Annotated in this window: 19 protein-coding genes and 1 rRNA gene; 6 read left to right on the top strand and 14 right to left on the bottom strand. The window is 72.5% G+C overall.

Annotated elements, in window-relative coordinates:
* Window positions 1-54 precede the first annotated feature (54 nt).
* The gene (locus tag ABZ693_RS29675; RefSeq protein WP_359883543.1) at window positions 55-186 is read right to left on the bottom strand and encodes a hypothetical protein; all 132 of its coding nucleotides are present in this window, start codon (window positions 184-186) and stop codon (window positions 55-57) included.
* 558 nt (window positions 187-744) lie between these two features.
* On the opposite strand from ABZ693_RS29675, the gene ABZ693_RS29670 reads away from it, so the two are divergent.
* Window positions 745-933, top strand: a complete 189-nt coding sequence (locus ABZ693_RS29670; RefSeq protein ID WP_359883540.1) for a hypothetical protein — start codon at window positions 745-747, stop codon at window positions 931-933.
* 111 nt (window positions 934-1,044) lie between these two features.
* On the opposite strand, the gene pruA is transcribed toward ABZ693_RS29670, so the two are convergent.
* Complete coding sequence (gene pruA / locus ABZ693_RS29665) at window positions 1,045-2,685, bottom strand: L-glutamate gamma-semialdehyde dehydrogenase (RefSeq protein ID WP_359883537.1); 1,641 nt, start codon at window positions 2,683-2,685, stop codon at window positions 1,045-1,047.
* Between the two features lie 33 nt (window positions 2,686-2,718).
* Window positions 2,719-3,645: a proline dehydrogenase family protein gene (locus ABZ693_RS29660; RefSeq protein WP_359883534.1), complete on the bottom strand. Its 927-nt coding sequence runs from the start codon at window positions 3,643-3,645 to the stop codon at window positions 2,719-2,721.
* 194 nt (window positions 3,646-3,839) lie between these two features.
* Here ABZ693_RS29660 and ABZ693_RS29655 point away from each other — a divergent pair, with 194 nt between their 5' ends.
* A complete protein-coding gene (locus ABZ693_RS29655) occupies window positions 3,840-5,009 on the top strand; it encodes a PucR family transcriptional regulator (RefSeq protein WP_359883531.1) in 1,170 nt (389 codons plus the stop codon).
* Window positions 5,010-5,073: 64 nt separating this feature from the next.
* Here the strand turns inward: ABZ693_RS29655 and serA are convergent, their stop codons facing one another.
* The 6 genes from serA to ABZ693_RS29625 form a co-directional block, all read right to left on the bottom strand.
* Window positions 5,074-6,663, bottom strand: a complete 1,590-nt coding sequence (serA, locus tag ABZ693_RS29650; protein WP_359883528.1) for a phosphoglycerate dehydrogenase — start codon at window positions 6,661-6,663, stop codon at window positions 5,074-5,076.
* A gap of 303 nt (window positions 6,664-6,966) precedes the next feature.
* Window positions 6,967-7,968 (bottom strand): ketol-acid reductoisomerase, encoded by a 1,002-nt coding sequence (gene ilvC / locus ABZ693_RS29645; protein WP_359883525.1) that lies wholly within the window; start codon window positions 7,966-7,968, stop codon window positions 6,967-6,969.
* A 183-nt stretch (window positions 7,969-8,151) separates the two neighbouring features.
* Complete coding sequence (gene ilvN, locus ABZ693_RS29640) at window positions 8,152-8,679, bottom strand: acetolactate synthase small subunit (RefSeq protein ID WP_359883523.1); 528 nt, start codon at window positions 8,677-8,679, stop codon at window positions 8,152-8,154.
* Window positions 8,680-8,732: 53 nt separating this feature from the next.
* Window positions 8,733-10,580 (bottom strand): acetolactate synthase large subunit, encoded by a 1,848-nt coding sequence (locus tag ABZ693_RS29635; RefSeq protein WP_359883521.1) that lies wholly within the window; start codon window positions 10,578-10,580, stop codon window positions 8,733-8,735.
* Window positions 10,581-10,812: 232 nt separating this feature from the next.
* Complete coding sequence (locus tag ABZ693_RS29630) at window positions 10,813-14,124, bottom strand: putative bifunctional diguanylate cyclase/phosphodiesterase (protein ID WP_359883518.1); 3,312 nt, start codon at window positions 14,122-14,124, stop codon at window positions 10,813-10,815.
* A 370-nt stretch (window positions 14,125-14,494) separates the two neighbouring features.
* A complete protein-coding gene (locus ABZ693_RS29625; RefSeq protein ID WP_359883581.1) occupies window positions 14,495-15,430 on the bottom strand; it encodes a 2-hydroxyacid dehydrogenase in 936 nt (311 codons plus the stop codon).
* A 102-nt stretch (window positions 15,431-15,532) separates the two neighbouring features.
* Between ABZ693_RS29625 and ABZ693_RS29620 the strand changes: the two genes are divergently transcribed.
* The 3 genes from ABZ693_RS29620 (at window position 15,533) to ABZ693_RS29610 (ending at window position 18,038) form a co-directional block, all read left to right on the top strand.
* Window positions 15,533-16,534 (top strand): aldo/keto reductase, encoded by a 1,002-nt coding sequence (locus tag ABZ693_RS29620; RefSeq protein WP_359883515.1) that lies wholly within the window; start codon window positions 15,533-15,535, stop codon window positions 16,532-16,534.
* Between the two features lie 107 nt (window positions 16,535-16,641).
* The gene (locus ABZ693_RS29615) at window positions 16,642-17,778 is read left to right on the top strand and encodes a PQQ-dependent sugar dehydrogenase (protein WP_359883512.1); all 1,137 of its coding nucleotides are present in this window, start codon (window positions 16,642-16,644) and stop codon (window positions 17,776-17,778) included.
* 83 nt (window positions 17,779-17,861) lie between these two features.
* A complete protein-coding gene (locus tag ABZ693_RS29610; protein ID WP_359883509.1) occupies window positions 17,862-18,038 on the top strand; it encodes a DUF6191 domain-containing protein in 177 nt (58 codons plus the stop codon).
* 56 nt (window positions 18,039-18,094) lie between these two features.
* On the opposite strand, the gene ABZ693_RS29605 is transcribed toward ABZ693_RS29610, so the two are convergent.
* Both ABZ693_RS29605 and ABZ693_RS29600 read right to left on the bottom strand, forming a co-directional pair.
* Entirely contained in the window at window positions 18,095-21,136 is a 3,042-nt protein-coding gene (locus ABZ693_RS29605) for a helix-turn-helix transcriptional regulator (RefSeq protein ID WP_359883578.1), read from the bottom strand.
* A 43-nt stretch (window positions 21,137-21,179) separates the two neighbouring features.
* Entirely contained in the window at window positions 21,180-21,344 is a 165-nt protein-coding gene (locus ABZ693_RS29600) for a hypothetical protein (protein ID WP_359883507.1), read from the bottom strand.
* Window positions 21,345-21,625: 281 nt separating this feature from the next.
* On the opposite strand from ABZ693_RS29600, the gene ABZ693_RS29595 reads away from it, so the two are divergent.
* Complete coding sequence (locus ABZ693_RS29595; RefSeq protein WP_359883504.1) at window positions 21,626-22,264, top strand: Rossmann-fold NAD(P)-binding domain-containing protein; 639 nt, start codon at window positions 21,626-21,628, stop codon at window positions 22,262-22,264.
* Between the two features lie 15 nt (window positions 22,265-22,279).
* On the opposite strand, the gene ABZ693_RS29590 is transcribed toward ABZ693_RS29595, so the two are convergent.
* From ABZ693_RS29590 to rrf, 3 genes are all read right to left on the bottom strand, one after another.
* Entirely contained in the window at window positions 22,280-22,855 is a 576-nt protein-coding gene (locus ABZ693_RS29590; protein ID WP_359883502.1) for a GNAT family N-acetyltransferase, read from the bottom strand.
* The gene (locus tag ABZ693_RS29585) at window positions 22,833-25,130 is read right to left on the bottom strand and encodes an MMPL family transporter (protein WP_359883499.1); all 2,298 of its coding nucleotides are present in this window, start codon (window positions 25,128-25,130) and stop codon (window positions 22,833-22,835) included. The genes ABZ693_RS29590 and ABZ693_RS29585 overlap by 23 nt, the downstream gene beginning before the upstream one ends.
* Before the next feature lie 198 nt (window positions 25,131-25,328).
* Window positions 25,329-25,420, bottom strand: a 5S ribosomal RNA gene (gene rrf, locus ABZ693_RS29580); the annotation flags it as partial.

The raw sequence follows: 25,420 nt of genomic DNA, 5'->3' as shown, positions 1-25,420 counted from the left end.
CTCCGGACGGCGGACGGAAGCGGTACGGGGACGCGCGGCGGGACCCGTGGGGTGTCAGTGGCCGGTGGAGCCGCCGTTGTCGCGACGGTCGAGGGCGCGCTGCAGGGCGGCGGCGGCGTTCTGCCGGGCCTCGTCGGTGGCGCGGGGGGCGGAGTGGCGGACACGGCGGGTGGTCTGAGCGGCCATGAGGGATCGACTCCTTGAGATCCATGGTGATCCGGACGTGCGGAGATCAGTGGTGATCGAAGGCGCCGGAAGGGGCGGGGAGCGCCGCCGCAGGGGTTGCCTGCGCAGGGGCGTCGCGCTCTCGGCCGCCATTCGCTGATGAAGCGAGACGTTCGGCTCCTACAACGCTAGGGCAGGCCCACGCACTTGTCTCCACAATTACTCGGACTTCCTACTATCTGAGACGGCGCCGCGATCCGTTCCCGAGCGCGCGGGGCTACCGGCCCCCTTGCCCCGCGGCCCGCCGCGGGGTGAGGTGAGCGCCATGACCTCCTCGTATCCCGCCGCCCTGCCCCTCCTGAGCGGCGTCCTCGTCGCCGCCCTGACCGCCTTCGGCCTGGCCGGATACGGCTTCCGGACGATCGGCCGGGGCGGCCCGGCGGGAGTGGCGCGCGGGGGTGCCGCGCTCGCCGGCGCGCTCGCCGCGGTCGCGTACGCCTGGGCCTGGGGTCGCTGGTCCGCGACGAGAGCGGCACCGCCCAGGCGTGCCTGGACGCGAACCGGGCCCTGTTCGGGCGGGTGGGCGCGTTCGAGGTGTCGTATCTGCCGCCCGCGCTCGACTGCCGGCTGTCGGGGGGTGGCTCCTATCCGGCGGCCGTTCCCGGCTTCGTGGCGCCGGTGATGACGGGCTGCGCGGTGATCGCCGTGACGCTCGCCCTGATCGCCCTCGCCGAGCACCGCCGTACCCGTACCTCCGAAGCGGCGTGAGAAGACGGGCGGGAAATGGAAACCGCCCCCGACCTCGGTTGGGGGACCGAGGAAGGGGGCGGTGGCCGGAGGCCGGGCCGCACGCGAGGCGGCGGCCCGGAGGCGGGCTGATCAGCCCATGTGCGGGTAGCCGTACTCGGTCGGCGAGACCAGGCTCTCCTTGATGGAGCGGGTCAGCGTCCAGCGCATCAGGTTCTGCGGGGCGCCGGCCTTGTCGTTGGTGCCGGACGCGCGGCCGCCGCCGAAGGGCTGCTGGCCGACGACGGCGCCGGTCGACTTGTCGTTGATGTAGAAGTTGCCGGCCGCGAAGCGCAGCTTCTCCATGGTGTACGCGGCGGCGGCGCGGTCGCCCGCGATGACCGAGCCGGTGAGGGCGTAGTCCGAGACCGACTCCATCTGGGTCAGCATCTCGTCGTACTTCTCGGCAGAGCTGTCGTCGTACACGTGGATCGCGAGGATCGGGCCGAAGTACTCGGTCGTGAAGACCTCGTTCTCCGGGTCGGAGCACTCGATGACGGTCGGGCGGACGAAGTAGCCGACCGAGTCGTCGTAGGTGCCACCGGCGACGATCGTGCAGGTCTCGTCGGCCTGGGCACGGTCGATCGCGGCCTTGTTCTTGGCGAACGAGCGCTCGTCGATGACGGCGCCGATGAAGTTCGACAGGTCGGTGACGTCACCCATGGTGATGCCGTCGATCTCGGCCGCGAACTCCTCCTTGAACCCGTCGTTCCAGATGGAGGCCGGGATGTACGCACGCGAGGACGCGGAGCACTTCTGGCCCTGGAACTCGAAGGAACCGCGGGTCAGGGCGGTCTTCAGGACGGCGCGGTCGGCGCTCGGGTGGGCGACGACGAAGTCCTTGCCACCGGTCTCGCCGACGATCCGCGGGTAGGAGCGGTACGTCTCGATGTTGTTGCCGACCGTCTTCCACAGGTGCTGGAAGGTCTTGGTCGAGCCGGTGAAGTGGATGCCGGCCAGGTCGCGGTGGTTCAGGGCCACCTCGGAGACGGCGATGCCGTCGCCGGTCACCAGGTTGATGACGCCCTTCGGCAGACCGGCCTCCTCCAGGAGCTCCATGAGGAGCACGGCGGAGTGGGTCTGGGTCGGGGACGGCTTCCAGACGACCACGTTGCCCATGAGGGCGGGGGCGGTCGGCAGGTTGCCGGCGATGGCCGTGAAGTTGAACGGCGTGATCGCGTAGACGAAGCCCTCGAGCGGGCGGTGGTCCAGGCGGTTCCAGACGCCCGGCGCGTTGGCCGGGGGCTGCTCGGCCAGGATCTGGCGAGCGTAGGACACGTTGAAGCGCCAGAAGTCGACGAGCTCGCACGGGGTGTCGATCTCGGCCTGCTGGGCGGTCTTCGACTGGCCGAGCATGGTGGAGGCGGCCAGGGTCTCGCGCCACGGGCCGGCCAGCAGCTCGGCGGCGCGCAGGATGATCGCCGCACGGTCGTCGAAGGACATCGCGCGCCACGCCGGGGCGGCGGCCAGGGCCGCGTCGATGGCGTCCTGGGCGTCCTGCCGGGTGGCGCCGCGGAAGGTGCCGATGACGGCCTTGTGGTTGTGCGGCTGGACGACCTTGAACTCGTCGCCGCCGCCCATGCGCTTGACGCCACCGATGGTCATCGGCAGCTCGCGCGGGTTCTCGGCCAGCTCCTTGAGCTTGACCTCGAGGCGGGCGCGCTCGGGCGAACCCGGGGCGTAGCTGTGCACCGGCTCGTTGACGGGCGTGGGGACCTGGGTGACAGCGTCCATGTCTCTCGGGACTCCTTCAGAGAGGTAGTGGGCTCAGCCCTTGGTCAGGATGGAACGGACGAAGAAGAGCAGGTTGGCGGGCTTCTCCGCCAGGCGGCGCATGAAGTAGCCGTACCAGTCGGTGCCGTACGCGGTGTAGACACGCATGCGGTGGCCCTCGGCCGCCAGCCGGTTCTGCTCCTCGCTCCGGATGCCGTACAGCATCTGGAACTCGTACTCGTCCAGCTTGCGCCCGGCGCGCCGCGCGAGCTCCTGGGCGATGGAGATGAGGCGCGGGTCGTGGGACCCGATCATCGGGTAGCCCTCGCCGTCCATGAGGATCTTCGTGATCCGGACGTACGCCTTGTCGATCTCGGGCTTGTCCTGGATGGCGACGGAGGCGGGCTCCTTGTAGGCGCCCTTCACGATGCGCACGCGCGAGCCGGCGGCGGCCAGGCGGCGGGCGTCGTCCTCGGTGCGGAAGAGGTAGGCCTGGATGACGCAGCCGGTCTGCGGGAAGTCCTTCCGCAGCTCCTCGTGGATGGCGAACATCGAGTCGAGGGTGGTGTGGTCCTCGGCGTCGAGGGTGACCGTGGTGCCGATCTCGGCGGCGGCCGCGACGACCGGGCGGACGTTCGCGAGGGCCAGCTCGTGGCCGTTCTCCAGGGACTGGCCGAACATCGACAGCTTGACCGACATCTCGGCGCGGGCGCCGAGGCCGAGGTCCTTGAGGCGGCCGATCAGCTCGAGGTAGGCGTCGCGGGCGGCGTAGGACTGCTCGACGGTGGTGATGTCCTCACCGACCACGTCGAGGGTGACCTCCAGGCCGCGGGCGGCCAGGTCCTGCACGATCGGGACGACGTCGTTCACCGACTCACCGGCGATGAAGCGTGCCACGACCTGCTTGGTCCCGGGGGCGGCCGAAACGAAACGGCGCATTTTGTCGCTGCGCGACGCGGCGAGGATCACGGGAGCCAGCACGAGGCACCTCCAAAGGGGCAGGGTGACGAAGGGTGCCGTACCCGATCTTTTCGAATCGCCGGGAACAGCACGAAGAACCACCGTGAAACCTATGGACCGCTCGTATCGTCCGCCATCTACAGCTGTCACGCATCCGTGGTCACCCGCTCAGACATCTGTCTGAAGATCGGCGGTGGCGGTGGGAGAATGGCGCCGTGAAGGGCGATTACCAGGAGTTGGTGGACGAGATCTCGGCGCTGCTCGGCACCCCCGCGATCCTGGAGAACCGGGATTTCGGGCTGATCGCCTTCGGCGCGCACGACAGCGACGACGACAGCGCCATGGACCCGGTCCGGACCCGGTCGATCCTCACGAGGAAGTCGACGCCCGCGGTCCGCGCCTGGTTCGAGGGCTTCGGGATCACCCGGGCGACCGGCCCGGTGCGGATCCCCGCCGCCCCGGACGCGGGCGTCTACCGCGACCGGATCTGCCTGCCGGTACGCCACCGGGGCGTGGCCCTCGGTTACGTGTGGCTGCTCGACGCCGAGCCGGGCCCCTCACACGAACGGCTGAGCGCCGCGATGGAGGTCGCGGCCCGGATCGGCGACCTGCTGGCCGACGAGGAACGGGCCGGGGCCGACGTCTCCCGGGAGCTGCGCACCACGCTCACGGTGGAGCGCGGCTGGCAGCACGACATGGCGGTGGCCGCGCTGCGGACGGCGCTGGGCCCGGACGCCGACGGGCTGCACGCGCTGGTCTGCCTCGCGCCCTGGCCCGAGGAGGACTCCCCGTCGCCGCGCGCGGTTCCGGGAGCGGCGGCGCTGTGCACGGTGCCGTGGTCCCGGCCGGGCGGACCCGCCGGCGGTCACGCCGCGGGGCGCGCGCTCGCCGTCCTCGTCCGGCTCCGGGCGGCCGACAATCTCTCCCCCGCCGCCACCGCGGCCGGCCGGCTGCGGTCCACCGGCAGCGGCAATCCGTCCGGCGTGGCCGGGATCGCCGCGCCCCGGCGCGGGCTCGCGGACCTGGACATCGCCTGGCGGGAAGCCTCCTCGGCCGCCCGCGCGGCGACCGCGCAGCCGCACTTGGGCCCGCTCGCCGAGTGGTCGGCCATCGGCCCGTACCGGATGCTCACCGCGCTCCCGCCGGCCGAACCCGATCCGGTGGTCCGCGCCCTGCTCGCCCCGTCCCACGCCGAACTGGCGCGGACGGCCGAGGCGTTCCTCGACCACGCGGGGCAGGCGGGGCGGACGGCGACGGCGCTCGGGATCCACCGCCAGACCCTCTACTACCGGCTCTCCCGGGTCGAACAGCTCACCGGGCTCGACCTCGACCGGGGCGAGGACCGGCTGCTGCTGCATATGGCACTGAAAGTGGCCCGGCTCTGACGGTGCGACCGCACCCGGCTCCCCAGGACCGGGGGCCGGGCACGGTCGTCCGTACGAGAGAGCGTCAGACCAGGTTGACGGAGCGGGCCGAGGCCGCGCCGATCGCCTCCGCGATCTCGGCGAGCACACCCGCCGGAACGTCGTCATCGACGGAGAGCACGACCAGCGCCTCGCCGCCCTCCTCGGTCCGGGAGACCTGCATGCCCGCGATGTTCAGACCGGCCTCGCCGAGGATCCGGCCGACGGTGCCGACGACGCCCGGGCGGTCGTCGTAGCGCAGCACGACCATGTGGTCGGCGAGCGCCAGGTCCACGTCGTAGTCGCCGACGGCGACGATCTTCTGGAGGTGCTTGGGGCCGGCGAGGGTGCCGGAGACCGCGACCTCCTGGCCGTCCGCGAGGGTGCCGCGGACCGTGACCATGTTGCGGTGGTCGGGCGACTCGGAGCTGGTGGTCAGGCGCACCTCGACACCGCGCTCCTGCGCGAACAGCGGGGCGTTGACGTACGACACGGTCTCGTCGACCACGTCCTCGAACACGCCCTTGAGCGCGGAGAGTTCGAGCACCTTGACGTCGTGCTGGGTGATCTCGCCGTACACCTCGACATCGAGCCGGACGGCGACCTCGCCGGCCAGCGCGGTGAAGATCCGGCCGAGCTTCTCGGCCAGCGGCAGACCCGGCTTCACGTCCTCGGCGATGACGCCGCCCTGGACGTTGACCGCGTCCGGGACCAGCTCGCCGGCCAGCGCGAGGCGCACCGACTTGGCGACGGCGATGCCGGCCTTCTCCTGGGCCTCGTCGGTGGAGGCGCCCAGGTGCGGGGTGCACACGACCTGGTCGAGCTCGAAGAGCGGGGAGTCCGTGCAGGGCTCCTTGGCGTACACGTCGAGGCCGGCGCCGGCGACCCGGCCCTCCTTGAGCGCCGCGTACAGCGCCGCCTCGTCGACGATCCCGCCGCGCGCGGCGTTGACGATCCGGACCGACGGCTTGACCTTGTGCAGCGCCTCGTCACCGATGAGACCGAGGGTCTCCGGGGTCTTCGGCAGGTGGACGGTGACGAAGTCGGCGACCTCGAGGAGCTCGTCCAGGGAGAGCAGCTTCACGCCCATCTGGGCGGCGCGGGCCGGCTGCACGTAGGGGTCGTACGCGACGATCTTCATCCCGAAGGCCGACATGCGCTGGGCGACCAGCACGCCGATGCGGCCGAGGCCGACGACGCCGAGGGTCTTCTCGCTCAGCTCGACGCCCGTGTACTTCGAGCGCTTCCACTCGCTGTTCTTCAGCGCGGTGTTCGCCTGCGGGATGTTGCGGGCGGTGGCGAGGAGCAGACCGCAGGCCAGCTCGGCGGCGGTGACGATGTTGGAGGTCGGGGCGTTGACGACCATCACGCCGGCCTTGGTGGCGGCGGAGACGTCCACGTTGTCCAGGCCGACTCCGGCGCGGGCGACGACCCGCAGCTTCTTCGCGGCGGCGATGGCCTCCGCGTCGACCTTGGTGGCGGAGCGGATGAGGATGGCGTCGACATCGGCGATCGCGGGGAGCAGTTCGGCGCGGTCGGCGCCGTTGCAGTGCCGGATCTCGAAGTCCGGGCCCAGTGCGTCGACGGTGGCGGGCGACAGCTCTTCAGCGATGAGTACGACGGGTTTCGAGCTCACGTGAGTCCTCACAAGGGCAGTGCGGACGGCCGTCCCGACGGCCGAAGCGGTGGAGGGGGCTTGCCGCGTGGAAGCGCACGACGCTGTGGGCTGGACGCGATGTTGTTTGTGCAGTGTAGGTGGTGGGCCGAGCGGCCACGTACGCCGCGTTGGAAGGATCACCCGTCCGTGGTTGGACGGGGTGTCCAAGCGCCGTACGGGGGTGCCGGCCGGGCCGTACGGAGGGAGTGACGCCGGCCCGTTACGGCGGTGGTGCGCGGGGCGGCGCGAGCCGGACGAGGGGTCCGGCCCGCGCCCGGAGACTTACGCCTCCTCGTCGTTCACCCAGCTCATGAGCTTGCGCAGCTCCTTGCCGGTGGTCTCCAGGAGGTGCTGCTCGTCCTGGGTCTTGTACTCGTTGTACTTCTTCAGACCGCCGTGGTACTCGTCCATCCAGTTCTTGGCGAAGGTGCCGTCCTGGATCTCGGCGAGGACCTTCTTCATCTCGGCCTTGGTGGCGTCGTTGATGATCCGCGGGCCGGTGACGTAGTCGCCCCACTCGGCGGTCTCCGAGACCGACCAGCGCATCTTCTCCAGGCCGCCCTCGTACATGAGGTCGACGATCAGCTTCAGCTCGTGCAGGCACTCGAAGTAGGCGATCTCCGGCTGGTAGCCGGCCTCGACCAGGGTCTCGAAGCCCGCCTTGACCAGGGCGCTGGCGCCGCCGCACAGCACCGCCTGCTCACCGAACAGGTCGGTCTCGGTCTCCTCGGTGAAGGTGGTCTTGATGACACCGGCGCGGGTACCGCCGATGGCCTTGGCGTACGACAGGGCCAGCGCGAAGGCGTTGCCCGTGGCGTCCTGCTCGACCGCGGCGATCGCGGGGACGCCGCGGCCCTCCTCGTACTGACGGCGGACCAGGTGACCCGGGCCCTTCGGGGCGACCAGCGCGACGTCCACGCCGGCCGGGGGCTTGATCAGGCCGAAGCGGATGTTGAAGCCGTGCGCGAAGAAGAGCGCGTCGCCGTCCTTCAGGTTCGGGGCGATGGACTCCTCGTAGACCTGTGCCTGGATCGGGTCCGGGATCAGGATCATGATCAGGTCGGCCTCGGCGGCGGCCTCGGCCGGGGTGACGACGCGCAGACCCTGCTCCTCGGCCCTGGCCTTGGACTTCGAGCCCTCGTGCAGACCGACGCGGACGTCGACGCCCGAGTCACGCAGCGACAGCGCGTGGGCGTGGCCCTGGCTGCCGTAACCGATCACCGCGACCTTGCGGCCCTGGATGATGGACAGGTCGGCGTTGTCGTCGTAGAACAGCTCGGCCACGGGGGTTCTCCTTGAGGTGCTGGTGATGCGTCCCACCGTACGGCGGAGCGCGGAAGTAGGGTGCCGCATCTCGCCAGGCGGACCGCCGGATGGACCGGCGGCCGACGCCTCTTGACGGCGTGACACGGGAAAAACGGGTGCGGCGGCACGGGGTCGGGCGCCGCGAGGTCGGGCGGTGCGGGGTCAGGCGCTGCGGTCGAGGGCCCGCAGGGACCGGTCGGTGATGGACCGGGCGCCCCGCCCTATGGCGATGGTCCCGGACTGGACGAGTTCCTTGATGCCGAACTGGTCCAGCATCTTCAGCATCGCCTCGAGCTTGTCACTCGAACCGGTGGCCTCGATGGTGACCGCCTCGGGCGAGACGTCCACGGTCTTCGCGCGGAAGAGCTGGACGATCTCGACGATCTGGGAGCGGGTCTCGTTGTCGGCGCGGACCTTCACCAGGACGAGCTCGCGCTGGATCGCCGCGCCGGGCTCGAGTTCGACGATCTTCAGGACGTTGACCAGCTTGTTGAGCTGCTTCGTCACCTGCTCCAGGGGCAGGTCCTCGACACTGACCACGATGGTGATGCGGCTGATGTCGGGGTGTTCGGTGACACCGACCGCGAGCGAGTCGATGTTGAAGCCGCGGCGGGAGAACAGGGCGGCGATCCGGGCGAGGATGCCGGGCGTGTTCTCGACCAGGACGGAGAGCGTGTGCTTGGTGGACATGGTGGGGTCTCTTCCTGTCTCTGCCTGTTCTCTGCTTCTCTTCGCTCTTCGCCTCAGTCGTCCGCGCCGTCGCCGAAGTCGGGACGGACTCCGCGGGCGGCCATGACCTCGTCGTTGGACGTGCCGGCGGCGACCATCGGCCAGACCTGGGCGTCCTGGTGGACGATGAAGTCCACGACGACCGGACGGTCGTTGATCGCGTTGGCCTCGGCGATGACCCTGTCCAGGTCGGCCGGGTCCTCACAGCGCAGCGCCACACAGCCCATGGCCTCGGACAGCTTCACGAAGTCCGGGACCCGGGTGCCCTTGGCCGTCGGCTCGGCGTCGCCCGGACCCGAGTGCAGCACGGTGTTGGAGTAGCGCTGGTTGTAGAACAGCGTCTGCCACTGGCGGACCATCCCCAGCGCGCCGTTGTTGATGACGGCGACCTTGATCGGGATGTTGTTCAGCGCGCAGGTGGTCAGTTCCTGATTGGTCATCTGGAAGCAGCCGTCGCCGTCGACCGCCCAGACCGTGCGGTCGGGCATGCCGGCCTTCGCGCCCATCGCCGCCGGGACCGCGTAGCCCATCGTCCCCGCGCCACCGGAGTTCAGCCAGGTCGCGGGCTGCTCGTAGTCGATGAAGTGCGCGGCCCACATCTGGTGCTGGCCGACGCCGGCGGCGAAGATCGTGCCCTCCGGCGCGAGCTTGCCGATGCGCTGGATGACCTGCTGCGGCGAGAGGCTGCCGTCCTTGGGCAGGTCGTAGCCCAGCGGGTAGGTCTCGCGCCACCGGTTCAGATCCGACCACCAGGCGGTGCAGTCGCCCTTGTCGCCCTCGGCGTGCTCGGCCTGGACGGCCTGGACCAGATCGGCGATGACCTCGCGCGCGTCGCCCACGATCGGCACGTCCGCGGTGCGGTTCTTGCCGATCTCGGCCGGGTCGATGTCCGCGTGGACGATCTTGGCGTACGGGGCGAAGCCGTCCAGCTTGCCCGTCACCCGGTCGTCGAACCGGGCGCCCAGCGCGACGATCAGGTCGGCCTTCTGCAGCGCGGTCACCGCGGTGACCGAACCGTGCATGCCCGGCATGCCCACGTGCTGGGGGTGACTGTCCGGGAACGCGCCCAGCGCCATCAGCGTGGTGGTCACCGGCGCGCCCGTCAGCTCCGCCAGGACCTTCAGCTCGGCCGTCGCGCCGGCCTTGATGACACCGCCGCCGACGTACAGCACCGGCCGCTTCGCCGCCGAGATCAGCTTGGCCGCCTCACGGATCTGCTTGGCGTGCGGCTTGGTCACCGGCCGGTAGCCCGGCAGGTCCATCTGCGGCGGCCACGAGAACGTCGTCTTCGCCTGCAGCGCGTCCTTCGCGATGTCGACCAGCACCGGACCCGGACGGCCCGTCGAGGCGATGTGGAACGCCTCCGCGATCGTCCTCGGAATGTCCTCCGCCTTCGTCACCAGGAAGTTGTGCTTGGTGATCGGCATCGTGATGCCGCAGATGTCCGCCTCCTGGAAGGCGTCCGTACCGATCGCGTGCGAGGCGACCTGCCCCGTGATCGCGACCAGCGGAACGGAGTCCATGTGCGCGTCGGCGATCGGGGTGACCAGGTTCGTGGCGCCGGGACCGGACGTCGCCATGCAGACCCCGACCTTGCCGGTGGCCTGGGCGTAACCGGTGGCCGCGTGGCCCGCGCCCTGCTCGTGCCGGACCAGGATGTGGCGCACTCGCCGCGAGTCCATCATCGGGTCGTACGCCGGGAGGATCGCCCCGCCCGGGATGCCGAAGACGGTGTCGGCGCCTACTTCCTCGAGAGAACGAATGAGGGACTGCGCACCCGTGACGTGCTCGACGGTCGTGGCGGTCGGTGCGCCGTGACGGGTCCGCGGCTGCGGATGGTGCCCGGTGGCCTGCTCGGTCATCAGCAATCTCTTCTCGAGGCAGAGGGTTTGTGCGAGGGGTTTTGCGAGGGTTTGGGACGACTTCGGGGTGATCCAGTGCAACAAAAAACCCCTCGTGCCGTGAGGCAAGCGAGGGGAGCGCGTCGGTGTGTGTCAGGCGGCCTTTCGCAGGCCTGCCTCAGCCGACGCGCTGTCCAAGTACGAGAATTCGGGTGCGCATGTCACTGACCCTCCCCCCGGCGCACACATACTGTCAAGGGGGTGGGATGGGCGTCTCACCATGTGAGCGGAGCGAGGGTCCGTTTCCGGCGGTCACGGGGACCCCGGCGCCGGCTGCTCCCGGCATCGGATAGGTGCCTCTGACCAGGGCACGGCGCAGCCGGTACTCGTCGAGCGGGCCGGCGAAGGCCGCCCCCTGGGCGTGGGTGCAGCCCATGGAGCGCAGGGCCTGCACCTGCTCGGGGTGGTCCACGCCCTCGGCGACGGACTGCATCCCGAGGTCTCCGGCGATGCGCAGCAGACCGCTGGTGATCTTGCGCAATCTGGCCGATTCCACGATGCCCTCGACGAGGCCGTGGTCGAGCTTGAGCATGTCGACGGGGAGGCGGCGCAGGGCGTCGATGGCGGCGTGGCCGCTGCCGAATCCGTCCAGGGCGATCCGGACGCCGAGGCGGCGCAGGGCGGCCAGACGCTGTTCCAGCTCGGCGAAGGTGATCCTGGGGTCGCGGGGGTCGCTGTCGGCGAGCTCGACGATCAGCGAGCCGGAGGGCAGGCCGTGCCGGGTGAGCAGCCCCTCGACGGTGCCGAGCGGCATGGAACGGTCGAGCAGTCTGCGAGCGGAGAGGCGGACGGTGACGGGGGCACGGTGCCCGCTGCCGACCCGGTCGGCGGCTTGTTCGACGGCCTCCTGGAGGAGCCAGTGACCTAGTTCGGCGGTGCGTTCGCCGTCGTCGGCGGCGCGCAGGAACTCGGCGGGGGTGAACAGGATGCCCTGGGCGGAGCGCCAGCGGGCCTGGGCGGCGACGGCGGCGATCCGGCCGGTGGCGAGGTCGACCACGGGCTGGTGCAACAGGGCGAACTCGCCGTCGTGCAGGGCGGTGCGCAGCCGGGTGGCCAGTTCGGTACGGCGTTCCACCTCGGCCTGCATCTGCGGCGCGTACAGCTCGACCCGGTTCTTGCCGGCGGCCTTGGCCCGGTACATGGCGAGGTCGGCGTTGCGCAGCAGGTCCCCGGCGCCGACGCCCGGGTCGGCGAAGGCGACGCCGATGGAGGCGGCGACGCGCACCTCGGCGCCGCCCTCGACACGGTACGGCTGGGACAGCGTGCCGCGCAGCCGGTCGGCGATCTCGTACACCCGCTGCTCGCGCGCGGCCCGGTCGTGGGTGCCGTCGCCGAGGATGAGCGCGGCGAACTCGTCGCCGCCGAGCCGGGCGGCGGTGTCCCCGGCCCGTACGGAGTCCTGGAGCCGGCGGGCGGCCTGCACGAGCAGGTCGTCGCCGGCCTGGTGGCCGAGGCGGTCGTTGACGGCCTTGAAGCCGTCGAGGTCGATGAAGAGCACGGCGGTGCCGGGGTCGGAGGCCCGGCGGCCGCTCAGGGCGCCGCGGACCCGCTCGGTGAACAGTGCCCGGTTGGGCAGGTCGGTGAGCGGGTCGTGCTCGGCGTTGTGCCGCAGCTGGGCCTGCAGACGGACGCGTTCGGTGACGTCGCGGCTGTTGAAGAGCAGGCCGCCCTGGTGGCGGTTGACGGTGGACTCGACGTTGAGCCAGCTGCCGCGGCCGGAGCGGAAGCGGCACTCGATGCGGGTGGTGGGCTCCTCGGCGGGCACGGCGGCGAGGAAGCGGCGCACCTCGTGGACGACGGCGCCGAGGTCCTCGGGATGGATGAGCGAGGCCAGCGCCGAGCCGACCAGCTCCTCGGCCTCGCGTCCGTAGACGCCGCCGGCGGCGGGGCTGACATAGCGCAGCACCCCGCTGGGCGCGGCGATCATGATGACGTCGCTGGAGCCCTGGACAAGGGACCGGAAGTGGTTCTCCTTCTGGGCCAGTTCGTGGGTGAGGGCGATGTTGTCGACCAGCATGATGGCCTGCCGGACGACGAGCGCGAGCACGACCGCGCAGCCGGTCAGGACCACGACGCGGTCCACCCGGCGGCCCTCGACCACGTTGTACAGGATGCTCAGGGTGCACACCGCGGCGGCGAGGTACGGGGTGAGCGCGGCGAACGGGCGGCGGCGCGGGTTCCGGGTGCGCGGGGCGGGCACCGGCAGGGGCGCGGGCTGCGCGTCGGCGGCCCGCCGGGCGCCCCAGGGCGCGTAGGCGAGCAGCAGGGAGCCGGCGAACCAGCCGGCGTCCAGGAGCTGGCCGGAGCTGTAGTGCTCGCGCAGCAGCGGCGAGGTGAACAGGGCGTCGCACAGCACGGTGAGCGCGAGCGCGGCGATGGCGGTGTTGACCGCCGAGCGGTTGAGGTGCGACCGGCGGAAGTGCAGGGCGAGCACCATGCTGACGAGGACGATGTCCAGCAGGGGGTACGCGAGGGAGAGCGCGGCCCGGGCGACGCTCTCGCCCGGCAGGTAGGCGGTGTGCGCGAGCGCGAGGCTCCACGACAGGGTGAGCAGGGAGCCGCCGATCAGCCAGGAGTCGAGCCCCAGGCACACCCAGCCGGCCCGGGTGACGGGGCGTTGGGCGAGGACGAGCAGGCCGACGATGGCGGGCGGTGCGAAGAGTAAGAAGCACAGGTCGGCGAGGGACGGGCTGGGCACCGGGCGGTCCAGCACGACCTCGTACCAGCCCCAGACGCCGTTGCCGACGGCGGCCATGAACGAGGAGATGGCGAACAGCAGCCAGGCCGGGCGGATGCCGCGCTGACGGTGCGGGATCCGGGCATAGAGCAGGCAGGAGACGGTGGCGGCGAGCGCGGCGGCGCTCAGGCCGAAGTCGCCCATGACGAGCGCGAGTTCCGCGGAGCCCCAGCCGAGGGCCGCGCCGGTCGCGTACCCGCCGCAGATGAGCCCGAGGCCGATCTGGGCCAGTACGGCGCCGGGCCCGGGCCCGGACCGCCCGTCCGCGTCGGACCGGTCGGCGTGGTCCGCGTGGTCGGTGGGGTCCGCGGGGTCGTCGAGGTCGGCGTGGCCGAGGCAGCCGATGTGGCCGGTGTGGTCGAGGTAGGCGGCGAAGTCGACGGGGTCGGCCCAGTCGGCGCGGCCGGCCGCGTCGTCGACGAGTGCCCCGGCGCTCACCGTCCGCTCCCGCGCCTCACCGGGATGCTGCCGCATCCCGGGTCCCTCGCCGCCCTCGTCCGGCCCGGCGACGGCGTGCCCGCCGCAGCCGCCGGCCGGCTCGGGCGGCACGCCGGATGGCCGGGCGCCGCCGCGCGGGGCGGGCACGCCGCGGCCGAGGCCGGAGCGGCACACCTCGCCGTCGGCCCAGGCCCCGCCGGCACGGCCCGTACCGGCGCAGCCGCACCCGCAGCCGCAGCCGCGCTCCGGGCGCGCGGTGTCACCGGCACCGGCGCCGCCGGCGGACCCGGGCGGCGCCGCTCCACCCGCCGTGGAGCGGGTGGAGCACACGCAGAACCCTGCCCCCTCGGCCGCGCGGGGGGCCGGGAGGGCGATGCGGTATGGGAGGGGGGCCGACGGCGGCATCGCCGCACCGGACCGGCGGTCGTCCGTTCGTACGCCATCCGTCGCCCCCCTCGGAATCTGATGTCCCGTCACGTCACTCCCCAGCGTCCGCTCGTACTCGACGCAGTCCCCCGCTCCGGGACCATACACCAGGTTCGTCACTCAGGGACAGGGTCGCAGTACTCTCCGTGACGGCCTGGGGGTGGCGCGGAGCGCACGCGGGGGCGCACGCCGTCGCAGCGCCCTGCGGGGGACGCCCTGCCGATCATGCCCAGCTCGCACGGTCGCCAAGACACCCCCAGGGGTGGTCAGGTGGTCAGGTGGTCAGGACGATGTTGCTCGGGTCCTCCCCCGCTGCGAACCGGGTGAGTTGTGCGGCCAGCAGGCGCTTGGCGCGCGGCATGAACGCGGAGGTGGAGCCGCCGACATGCGGGGTCACCAGGACGCCCGGCGCGTGCCACAGCGGGTGACCGGCGGGCAGCGGCTCCGGGTCGGTGACGTCGAGCGCGGCCCGGATCCGGCCCGTCTCGGTCTCCTTCAGGAGCGCGGCGGTCTCCACCACCGGCCCACGCGCCACATTGACCAGCAGCGCCCCGTCCTTCATCCGGCCGAGGAAGTCCCCGTCGGCGAGGTGCCGGGTCTCGGGGGTGAGCGGCGTGGACAGCACGACGACATCGGCCTCCGGCAGCAGTTCCGGCAGGTCCGCCATCGCGTGCACCGGTCCGTGCTCCCCCGTGCGCGCGGAGCGTGCGACGCGTACCACCCGCGCACACTCGAAGGGCGTGAGACGGTCCTCGATCGCGGCCCCGATCGAGCCGTATCCAACGATCAGAACTGTTTTGTCGGCGAGGGCGGGATAGAAGCCGGACCGCCACTCCTCCGCGTCCTGACCTCGGACGAAGCCGGGGATGCCGCGCAGCGAGGCGAGTATGAGGGTGAGCGTCAGTTCCGCCGTGCTGGCCTCGTGCACGCCCTTCGCGTTGCACAGCCGTACGCCGGGCGGCAGCGCGCCGATGCCGGGCGTGACATGGTCGATGCCGGCCGACAGCGTCTGCACGACGCGGACCCGGCTCATCCCGGACAGCGGGCGGACGGCGATCTGCTCGCCCTTCATGTACGGGACGACGTAGAAGACGCAGGAGGCGGGATCGCCGGGGAAGTCCGGTCCGCCGTCCCAGAAGAGATAGTTCAGGCCCGACGCGCCCGGCTCGGGAAGTCCGTCGATCTCGTCGGCGGGAATCGGAAGCCACACGTCCGTCGGGGTCTTGTGCACAGTCATGACCGGGAGGCTATGCGAAGAATCCCGCAGCCCATTGGTTACCTTGAGGGACGGCACAGGGAGGGGTACCGGCACGTGGAGCGCAGGACGATCGGGGCGGCGGCGCTCGGTGTGGGTGCGGTGGGCCTCGGATGCATGCCGATGAGCTGGGGCTACAGCCGCTCGCAGCGCGATGGCGACCGCTCGCTGCGGACGGTGCACGCGGCGCTGGACGCCGGGGTGAACCTGCTCGACACCGCCGACATGTACGGCCCCTTCACCAACGAACTGCTGCTGGGCCGGGTCCTGAAGGAGCGCCGGGCGGACGCCTTCGTGTCGACGAAGTGCGGTCTGCTCGTGGGCGATCAGCACGTGGTGGCCAACGGCCGGCCCGGTTATGTCCGCCGGGCCTGCGACGCCTCGCTGCGGCGGCTCCAGACGGACGTGATCGACCTCTATCAGCTGCACCGGGCCGATCCGGAGGTGCCGGTCGAGGAGACCTGGGGCGCCATGGCGGACCTGGTCCGGCAGGGCAAGGTCCGCGCGCTCGGTCTGTGCGCCGTCGGGGCGCGGACCACCCGCCGGCGCAGGCCGGGCGGCGGCTACGACGGAACGATCCGGCAGTTGGAACGGGTCCAGCAGGTCTTCCCGGTCAGCGCGGTCGAGGCCGAGCTGTCGGTGTGGTCGCCGGAGGCCCTGGAGCGGCTGCTGCCCTGGTGCGCGGCGCGCGGAGTGGGCTTCCTCGCCGCGATGCCGCTGGGCAGCGGGTTCCTGACCGGCACGCTGACGCCGGGCGGCGGCTTCGAGGAGGACGACCCGCGGGCCCGGCACCCGCGCTTCACGGCCGAGATGATGGCCGCCAACCAGTCGCTGGTGGCGGGGCTGCGCCGGGTCGCGGCCCGGCACGGCGCGGAGGTGACCCCGGCGCAGGTGGCGCTGGCGTGGGTGCTGGCCCAGGGGCCGCACGTGATCCCGATCCCGGGCGCCAAGCGGGAGTCGTGGGCGGTGGAGAACGCGCGGGCGGCGGAGCTGTTCCTGGACGCGGCGGATCTCGCGGAGATCGCGGCGCTGCCCGCGCCCCGGGGATCCTGGGACTGACGGGCCGGGCGGCCCCGGCGATGGTCCCGGGGTGGTCCGGCGAGGCCGGGCGCGGTGTTCGCGGGCGGTGTATCAAGAAGGGAACGCCGCCGGAAAGGAACCGGACCATGCGCCGCGACCGAGGCCTCGCCCTGCTGCTCGCCGCCACCGTGTCACCCCTTCTCCTGGTGGTGGGATGCTCGGCACCCGCGACGTCCCCCGCGACCACGGCGACCACGGCGGCCTCGGCGTCTCCCGCGACCACCGCCACTGCCACGGCCGCGCCACCGCCCGCCGTCCGGGTGGCCGGCACCCTCACCGAGGACCTGAAGTCCCCGTGGGGCCTGGCCGAGCTGCCGGACGGCGATCTGCTCGTCTCCTCGCGCGACGCCCGTACCGTCACCCGGATCGCCGTACGCGACGGACACCACACTTCGCTCGGTGTGGTTCCCGGGGTGACGCCGGCCGGCGAGGGCGGGCTGCTGGGCCTCGCGTACCGGGACGGGACCCTGTACGCGTATCTGACCTCGGCCACCGACAACCGGATCGTCCGCATGCGGTACGGCGGCGCGGCGGGCGACCGGCTCGGGGCGCCGGAGCCGGTGCTCACCGGAATCCCGAAGGGATTCATCCACAACGGCGGGCGGATCGCGTTCGGACCGGACGGCATGCTGTACGCCGGGACGGGCGAGACCGGGCAGCGCGGGCTCGCCCAGGACAAGGGCTCGCTCGGCGGGAAGATCCTGCGGATGACCCCGGACGGCCGCCCGGCGCCCGGCAACCCCTTCCCCGGCTCGGTCGTCTACTCGTACGGCCACCGCAATGTGGAGGGCCTGGCCTGGGACGCGGCGGGGCACCTCTGGGCGTCGGAGTTCGGGCAGGACACCTGGGACGAGCTGAACCTCGTCCGGCCCGGCCGGAACTACGGCTGGCCGCTCGCCGAGGGCCGGGCCGGGCGGCCCGGGCTCACGGACCCGGTGGCGCGGTGGCACCCGTCGGAGGCGTCGCCGAGCGGCATCGCGTACGCCCGGGGCGCGATCTGGATGGCCGCGCTGCGCGGGCAGCGGCTCTGGCGCGTCCCGCTCGCGGGAACGGAACTTTCCGGGCGGCCCCGGGCGTTCTTCACCCGTGAGTACGGACGGCTGCGCACGGTCCTGGCGACCGCGGGGGGCCGCGGCCTGTGGCTGACCACCAGCAACACCGACACCCGGGGCACGCCCCGTCCGGGGGACGACCGGATCCTGCGTCTGGAGTTCACGCCGTAGCCGCCTCGCCCGACCCGGCTGTCCCCGCCGTCTCGGCCGCCGTCCGGACCGACCGACCGAGTACCGGTGCCGAGGGAGGACGCATGTTCAACATCGCGGAGGAGTTCTTCGCACCCGGGCGCAAGCACACCGACGACGAGCGGCAGCGGCTCGCCCTGACCCGGGAGGACCTGGGCGACGCCAATCCGCACCACGGCCCGATAGATCTCGCCTCGGGCAAGGTGACGATACGGATCCCGGCGCCGGCCGACCCCGCCTGAGCGGGCGGCAGCCGGGGATGGGGCCGGAGCCGGAGCCGGATCCAGGACGGACCTGATCAGACGGGGGTCTCCAGCAGGCGCAGCCGGTGCGCCAGGGCGGCGGCCTCGCCACGGCCGGAGACACCCAGCTTGGCGAGGATGTTCGAGACGTGGACGCTGGCCGTCTTCGGCGAGATGAAGAGCGTCTCGGCGATCTGCCGGTTGGTGCGGCCCTCGGTGACCAGCCGCAGCACGTCCTGTTCGCGCGGGGTCAGTCCGAAGGCGTCGTCCTGCTCCGGTGCGGGCGCGGCGGGGGCCGTCGCCTCGCCTGTGGGCGGCGCCAGCCGGGCCCGGGCGGCGAGGAGTTCGGCGTCCTCGCGCAGCGGCCGCGCCCCGAGGCGGTCGGCGGTGGTGTGGGCGTCGTGGAGCAGGGCGGCGGCCTCGTCGCGCCGGCCGCCTTCGGCGAGCAGGGCGTCGGCGAGCCGGTAGCGGGCACGGGCCAGTTCGTAGGGGCGGTCCAGCGCCGCGAAGGCGGTGGTGACCTCGGCCCAGCGGCCGGCGGTGTCGCGGCCCTCGGCGCGGGCCAGTTCGGCGGAGACGTACAGGGAGTACGCCTGCCAGACGCCGCACGGGGCGGCGAGCCTCAGCAGGCAGCCACGGATCCGTTCCAGCGCCTCGTCCCGGCCCGCGTCGGCGGCCGGCAGCCCCCGGTGGTCGGCCTCGGCGACGACGGCGGCGAGCAGCAGCGGCCAGCCGTAGCGATGGGTGCCGGGCGGGAAGCCGGCGTCGACGGCCGCGGCGAGCCCGCTCCGTACCTCCTCGATCCGCCCTTCGGCGGCGGCGACGGCGACGGCGGTCCGTGCCGTGGGCAGGGTGTACTGCGGGATGGGGTCGTGGGTGGCGCCGTAGCGGGTACGGGCCTCGGCCACGCGCGCGGCGGCCGTGGCCGTCTCGCCGCGCAGGAGGGCGAGCCGGGCCAGCTGGAGCAGGGCGGTGCCGCCCGGCTTGGAGGAGGCGGCACCGGTGCGCAGCAGCAGTTCGGCCTCCTCCTGGGCGCGGTCCCACGCGCCGAGCGAGACCAGGGACTCGGCGAGGTTGGCTCTGATCCAGCCGGCGGAGTCGAGCAGGCCCCGGGTGTGGGCGAAGGCGATCCCGTCGACGGCGGCGTCCACGGCTTCCCGTGAACGGCCGAGCCCTTCGAGGCTGGAGGAGATGTTGACATAGGCACGCGCGGCTTCGTGGAACTGGCCTCGGGAGATGGTCCGTTCGCGCACCGCGTGCAGCTCGGCGAGTCCGGCCTCGGTGTCCCCGGCGGCGACCATGAGGGTGCCGAGGGTGAGCCGGGCGCTGAGCTCGGTCGCCTCGGCCTTGACCAACCGGGCGTATTCGACGGCCCGTTCGGCGGCGGCGAGGGAATCCACGCCGGGGGCGCGGAGCATGCCCCAGCCGGCGGCGTCGGCGAGGACCATGGCGTGCACGGCCGACGGCGGCAGGCCGCGGACGAGTTCCTGGGCGCGGCTGATCTCGGCCCAGCCGTCGCCGCGGCCGAGCTGGGATTCGAGCCGGGCCCGCTCGACCCAGAACCAGGCGGCCCGCAGCGGGTCGTGTTCCTCCTCACCGCCGAGCAGCCGGAGCGCGGTCCGGCCGATCTTCAGGGCGCGTTCGCGGGCGCCGGAGAGCCGGGCGGCGACGGCGGCCTCGGCGAGCAGGTCGAGGTGGGTGAGCGGGGCGTGTTCCGGGTCGCAGCCGCAGGCGGGGTACGACTCGGCGTAGTCCATGGGGCGCAGCGCGCCGCGGACCTCGTCGGGGACGGTGTCCCACAGCTCCATCGCCCTTTCGAGGAGCGTGAGTTGCTCGGCGTACGCGTGGCGCTTGCGGGTCTCGACGGAGGCGCGCAGGACGGCGGGCAGGGCACGGGCGGTGTCCTGGGCGTGGTACCAGTGCGTGGCGAGCCGGCTGGCGCGTTCGCCGGCGCGGACCAGGCCGGGGTCGGCCTCCAGGGCCTCGGCGTAGCGGCGGTGCAGCCGGGAGCGTTCGCCGGGCAGCAGGTCGTCGCTGACGGCCTCGCGGACGAGGGAGTGCCGGAAGCGGTAGCCGTCGCTGTCGGGCGCGGGAATCAGGATGTTGGCGCCGACGGCCGCGCGCAAGGCCTCGATCAGGGCGTCCTCGGAGAGCCGGGTGACGACGGCGAGCAGGCCGAACTCCACGGTGGAGCCGCCTTCGGCGACGGTGCGGACGACCTGCTGGGCGGATTCGGGGAGGGTCTCGACGCGGATCAGGAGCAGATCCCGGAGCGATTCGCTGAGGGAGCCGACGGCGCAGCCGCAGGCCTCGGAGGCGACGAGTTCCTCGACGAAGAAGGCGTTGCCGTCGGAGCGGCGGAAGATCTCGTCGAGGAGGGTGGGGTCGGGTTCGGCGGCGAGGATGCCGGTGAGCTGGCGGTGGACCTCGGCGCGGGTGAAGCGGGCGAGTTCGACGCGGCGGACTGAGCGCAGCCGGTCGAGTTCGGCGAGCAGCGGGCGCAGCGGGTGGCGGCGGTGGATGTCGTCGGCGCGGTAGGTGGCGACGACGGCGACGCGGCCGTGGGCCAGGGTGCGGAAGAGGTACGCGAGCAAGTGCCGGGTGGAGGCGTCGGCCCAGTGCAGGTCTTCCAGGACGAGGACGACGGTGTGGTCCTCGGCGACGCGTTCGAGGAGCCGTACGGTCAGCTCGAAGAGGCGGGCGGTGGCGTCCTCGGCGGCGTGGTCGTGGCCGGCCGGGTCGCCGAGTTCGGGCAGCAGCCGGGCGAGTTCGCCCTCCTGGCCGTGGGCGGCGGCGGCGAACTCCTCGGGCAGCGCGCGGCGCAGGGCGGCGAGGGCGGCGGAAAAGGGCGCGAACGGCAGTCCGTCGGCGCCGATCTCGACACAGCCGCCGACGGCGACGACGGCGCCGCGGTCCCGGGCGAGGTGGGTGAACTCCTCGATGAGGCGGGTCTTCCCGACGCCCGCCTCGCCGCCGACGAGAAGGGCCTGGGGCTCTCCCGCGGCCGCGCGGGAGAGCGCCTCGGTGAGGGCGGCGAGTTCGCCCGCCCGGCCGACGAACACGGGGCTGACTGACCTGGTCTCCACGGCGCTGAGCATCGCACAGGCGGCCGCCCCCGCGCTCGTATGGGTGATCATGCGATCACGCGGCCGGCGTGTAGCGGTCGCGGAGGGCGCTCACCCGCCCCTCGGGTTCTCGGCGTCCGGTACGGCGGGCGGCGCGGGCGACCTCCCGGGCGAGGCGGTGGGTGTCGGCCTGGCGGACGAGCTCGGCGTGCTGCATGCGGTGCAGTTCGTACGCGAACATGGGGTTCTCCCTGAGGGTTTCGCCGGTGTCGGCTTCGCTCCTTGCGATGCCTCCACTCTGCTCGCCCAGGGGGTACGGGCACATCGGGCGGGTTCCGCATGTTCGGCGTACGGGGGCCCTTAGAGCACCCCCAGGGGGTCCTTAGGGAGTGGCGCCGCCCTCCCCGGCGGGCCCGCTCAGCAGCGCGGTCGCCGCCCGGTGGACCTTCGCCAGGGCGCCGAGGAGGACCTCGCGCTCGGCCGCGGTGAGATCCGCGGTGACCGGCCGGGGTACGGCACATCGTGCATCCGTCCTCGGCCCACGTCGCCTTCGACCCGATCCCCGCCATGGGCCGCTGGCACCACGCGCGCGAGCGGATCGTCCGCGGCTCCGGCGTCCCCGCCACGTTCCTGCGGCCCGGCGGCTTCATGACCAACGCCCTCGACTGGCTGCCCACCATCCGCGAGGGCGGCTACGTCCTCGACCCGGTCGGCCCGGGCCGCCACGCGCCGGTCGACCCCGCGGACATCGCCGCGGTGGCCGCCCTCGCCCTGACCGAGGACGGCCACCAGGGCCGGGAGTACGTCCTCACCGGCGGCGAGCTGTTCACCGTCGCCGAGCAGGTCCGGATCCTCTCCGAGACGATCGGCCGCGACCTCGAGGTCCGGGAGACGGCCACTCCGGCCGAGGCGGTACGGTCCCGCTTCCCCCACGGGGCGCCCCCGGCGCTCGCCGACGCCCTCACGGAGGGCTTCGCCCTCATGCACGCCGACACCGCCGGGTTCCGTACGGACACCCTGGAGCGCCTGCTCGGACGTTCCGGGTCTGGTGCGCGCGGCACGCCGACACGTTCCGGGGCCCTGAAAGCGGCTGACGCCAGGGCCTTTCTTTCGGATCCTGCTGGGCTCGCGTGCCGAACCCCGCTCCCTGACCCAGCCTGACCCAAAAGAAAGGCCCTAGACGGTCCCGCCCGCCGCCGCCTCCTTGGCGGCCCGCCACTCGGGGGCGAGGACCGACCACACCTCCATGTCGGCGCGCTTGCCGCGGTACGGGTAGTGCTGTCGCAGCACCCCTTCGCGCCGCATGCCGAGGCGGCGGGCGACGGCGAGGCTGGGGGCGTTCTCGGACGGGGCGTACCACTCGACGCGGTGGATGCCGCGCTGCTCGACCGCCCAGTCGATGATGGTCCGGCAGGCGCGGGTGACCAGGCCCTTCCCGGCGGCGGCCGGCTCCAGCCAGCAGCCGACCTCGGCCGTCCCGCTCGTCGTGCTGAAGACCCGGAACATCAGGCCGCCGACCAGCCGGCCGTCGACGCGGATGCCGTACAGATACCCGGCGTCGTCGACGCTCTTCTGCGCGTACGACCTCAGGAACGCCCGGGCGGCGGCGAGGTCGGAGACGGCGTCGGGCATCCCGATGTGGGCGCCGATGTAGTCGCGCGAGGCGTCGATGTGGGCGAAGAACTCCTCCGCCTGCCAGGGTGCGAGCGGGGTCAGCTCGGCACCGTCGTCACCCAGCGATATCGCGAACATCCTCGTTTTCCTCCGGCTGTGTCAGGGTCACCTCTCGCGCGGGGATCTTCGCATGGCGGGAGTCGGCACCGCCCGCGATTTCCGGGGCCACCGGCCCGGCGGCCGCTCCTCTGCGGGCTTCGGCGGCGATCCGGCACTCGGGCGGCTCGATGCTGATCCGGGGCAGCATCCGGTCGAGCCGGCGCGGCAGCCACCAGTTGGCGCCGCCGAGCAGGTGCATCAGCGCGGGCACCAGCAGGGTGCGCAGGACGAAGGCGTCGAGGGCGACGGCGGCGGCGAGCCCGATCCCGAACATCGCGATGACCCGGTCGCCGGACAGGACGAAGGCGAGGAAGACGGAGATCATGATGACCGCCGCCGAGTTGATCACCCGGCTGGTCTCGGCGAGGCCGACCCGGACGGCCCGCCGGTTGTCGCCGGTCTCCAGCCACTCCTCGTACATCCTGCTGACCAGGAAGACCTGGTAGTCCATCGAGAGTCCGAAGAGCACCGACACCATGATCACGGGCAGGAAGGGTTCGATGGGCCCGGCGCTGCCGAGGCCCAGCGGCTCGCTCCCCCAGCCCCACTGGAAGACCGCGACGACGATGCCGAACGCGCCGGCGACGGCCGCGATGTTCATCACCGCGGCCTTCAGCGGGATGCCGATCGAGCGGAAGGCGAGCAGCAGCAGGACGCAGCCGAGCGAGACGACGACGCCCACGAACAGCGGCAGTTTGCCGACGAGGACCTCGGCGAAGTCGTCGTACGAGGCGGTGACCCCGCCGACGTGCACCTGGAGCGAGCTGTCGTGGGCGGCGGCCGGCAGGACCTCGCCGCGGATGCGGTCGACCAGCTCGCTGGTGGCCTTCGACTGCGGCGAGGAGTCGGGAACGACGGTGAGGACCGCGATGTCACCCGCCCCGTTGTACGTGATCGGGGAGACCGAGGCGACGCCCTGGGTGTGCGCGAGCCGGTCCGGCAGCGCGTCGAGGGCGAGCCGGTCGTCGGCGCCGTCGAGGCCAGCGACCAAGGTGAGCGGCCCGTTGACGCCGGGTCCGAAGCCTGCGGCGATCAGGTCGTACGCCGTGCGGGTGGTCGTCCCGGCCGGGTTGTTGCCCTGGTCGGAGGTACCGAGGTGGAGGGAGAAGGTGGGCAGCGCGAGCACCGCCATGACGACGACGGCGAGGGCACCGAGCAGCTTCGGCCGGCGTTCGACGAAGGCGGACCAGCGGGCGGCGAAACCGGTGGGCAGCTCCGGCTGCGGGCCGTGCTCGGCGAGCCGGCGGCGCTCGCGGCGGCTGAGCACGCGCATGCCGATGAGGGAGAGCAGCGCGGGCAGCAGGGTGACGGACGCGGCGACGGTGAGGACGACGGTCAGGGAGGCGGCGACGGCGACGCCGTTGAGGAAGCCGAGGCCGAGGATCAGCATGCCGAGCAGGGCGATACAGACGGTGGCACCGGCGAAGACGACGGCCCGGCCGGTGGTGGCGACCGCGATGCGGGCGGCCTCGCCGACGGGCAGGCCGCGCTTGAGACCGGCCCGGTGCCGGGTCACGACGAACAGCGCGTAGTCGATGCCGACACCAAGACCGATGAGCATGCCGAGCATGGGGGCGAAGTCGGCGACCGTCATGAGGTGCCCGAGCAGGGTGATGCCGGAGTAGGCCGTGCCCACGGACACGAGCGCGGTCCCTATCGGCAACAAGGAGGCGGCGAGCGAACCGAAGGCGATGAAGAGGACGACGGCGGCGACGATCACGCCGACGGCCTCCGCGGTGTGTCCGCCGGGCGCTTCGGTGAGGCCGACGGCCTGGCCGCCCAGCTCCACTTGGACGCCGTTCCCCGCGGCGGCCCGGGCCGTGTCGAGGAGTGCCTGGGCCCGTTCGGTGGGAACGCTGTCGCCCTCGGCCGCGAAGGCGACCTCGGCGTAGGCGGTACGGCCGTCGGCGCTGATCCGGCCGGGCACCGAGCCGTACGGGGAGGTGACGGAGGCGATCCCGGGCAGCGACTCCACCTGGTGGAGCATGGTGGTCATCCGCTGCTCGACGCCGGGGGCCCGCACGCTGCCGTGCTCGGTGTGCCAGACGATGGTGCCGCTGTCACCGCCGGCGCCCGGGAAGCCCCGGTCGAGCAGCGCCAGCGCGCGGCCCGACTCGGTGTCGGGGGCCTCGTAGTCGGAGGAGTACGCGCTGCCCGCCACGGCCGCGCCGGCCACGGTCCCGCCGAGCGCGAGCAACCAGAGGAGAACGACGACGAGGCGGTGCTTGACGCACCATCGTGCGAGGGCGGCCACGGGCGTGCTCCCAGGATGGATCGGGCGATGCGGCCACTCTTGCAGCCAATAGTGATCCTTTGTCCTTTTCGTGGCGATCCTCACAGGGGTGAGGCAGGCGGCCACACAGGGGCGGCAGCCGGCTTGGCGACCCTCCTGGAGATGAACGCAAAAATGCCTCAACCCCCGGACAAAGTCCGGGGGTTGAGGCTAAAAATTGTTCGGCGGTGTCCTACTCTCCCACAGGGTCCCCCCTGCAGTACCATCGGCGCTGAAAGGCTTAGCTTCCGGGTTCGGAATGTAACCGGGCG

Source organism: Streptomyces laurentii, assembly GCF_040635425.1.
Taxonomy (GTDB): Bacteria; Actinomycetota; Actinomycetes; order Streptomycetales; family Streptomycetaceae; genus Streptomyces; species Streptomyces laurentii.
The sequence above is the reverse complement of the archived record's forward strand: the minus strand, read 5'-3'. Positions and strand labels throughout refer to the sequence as shown.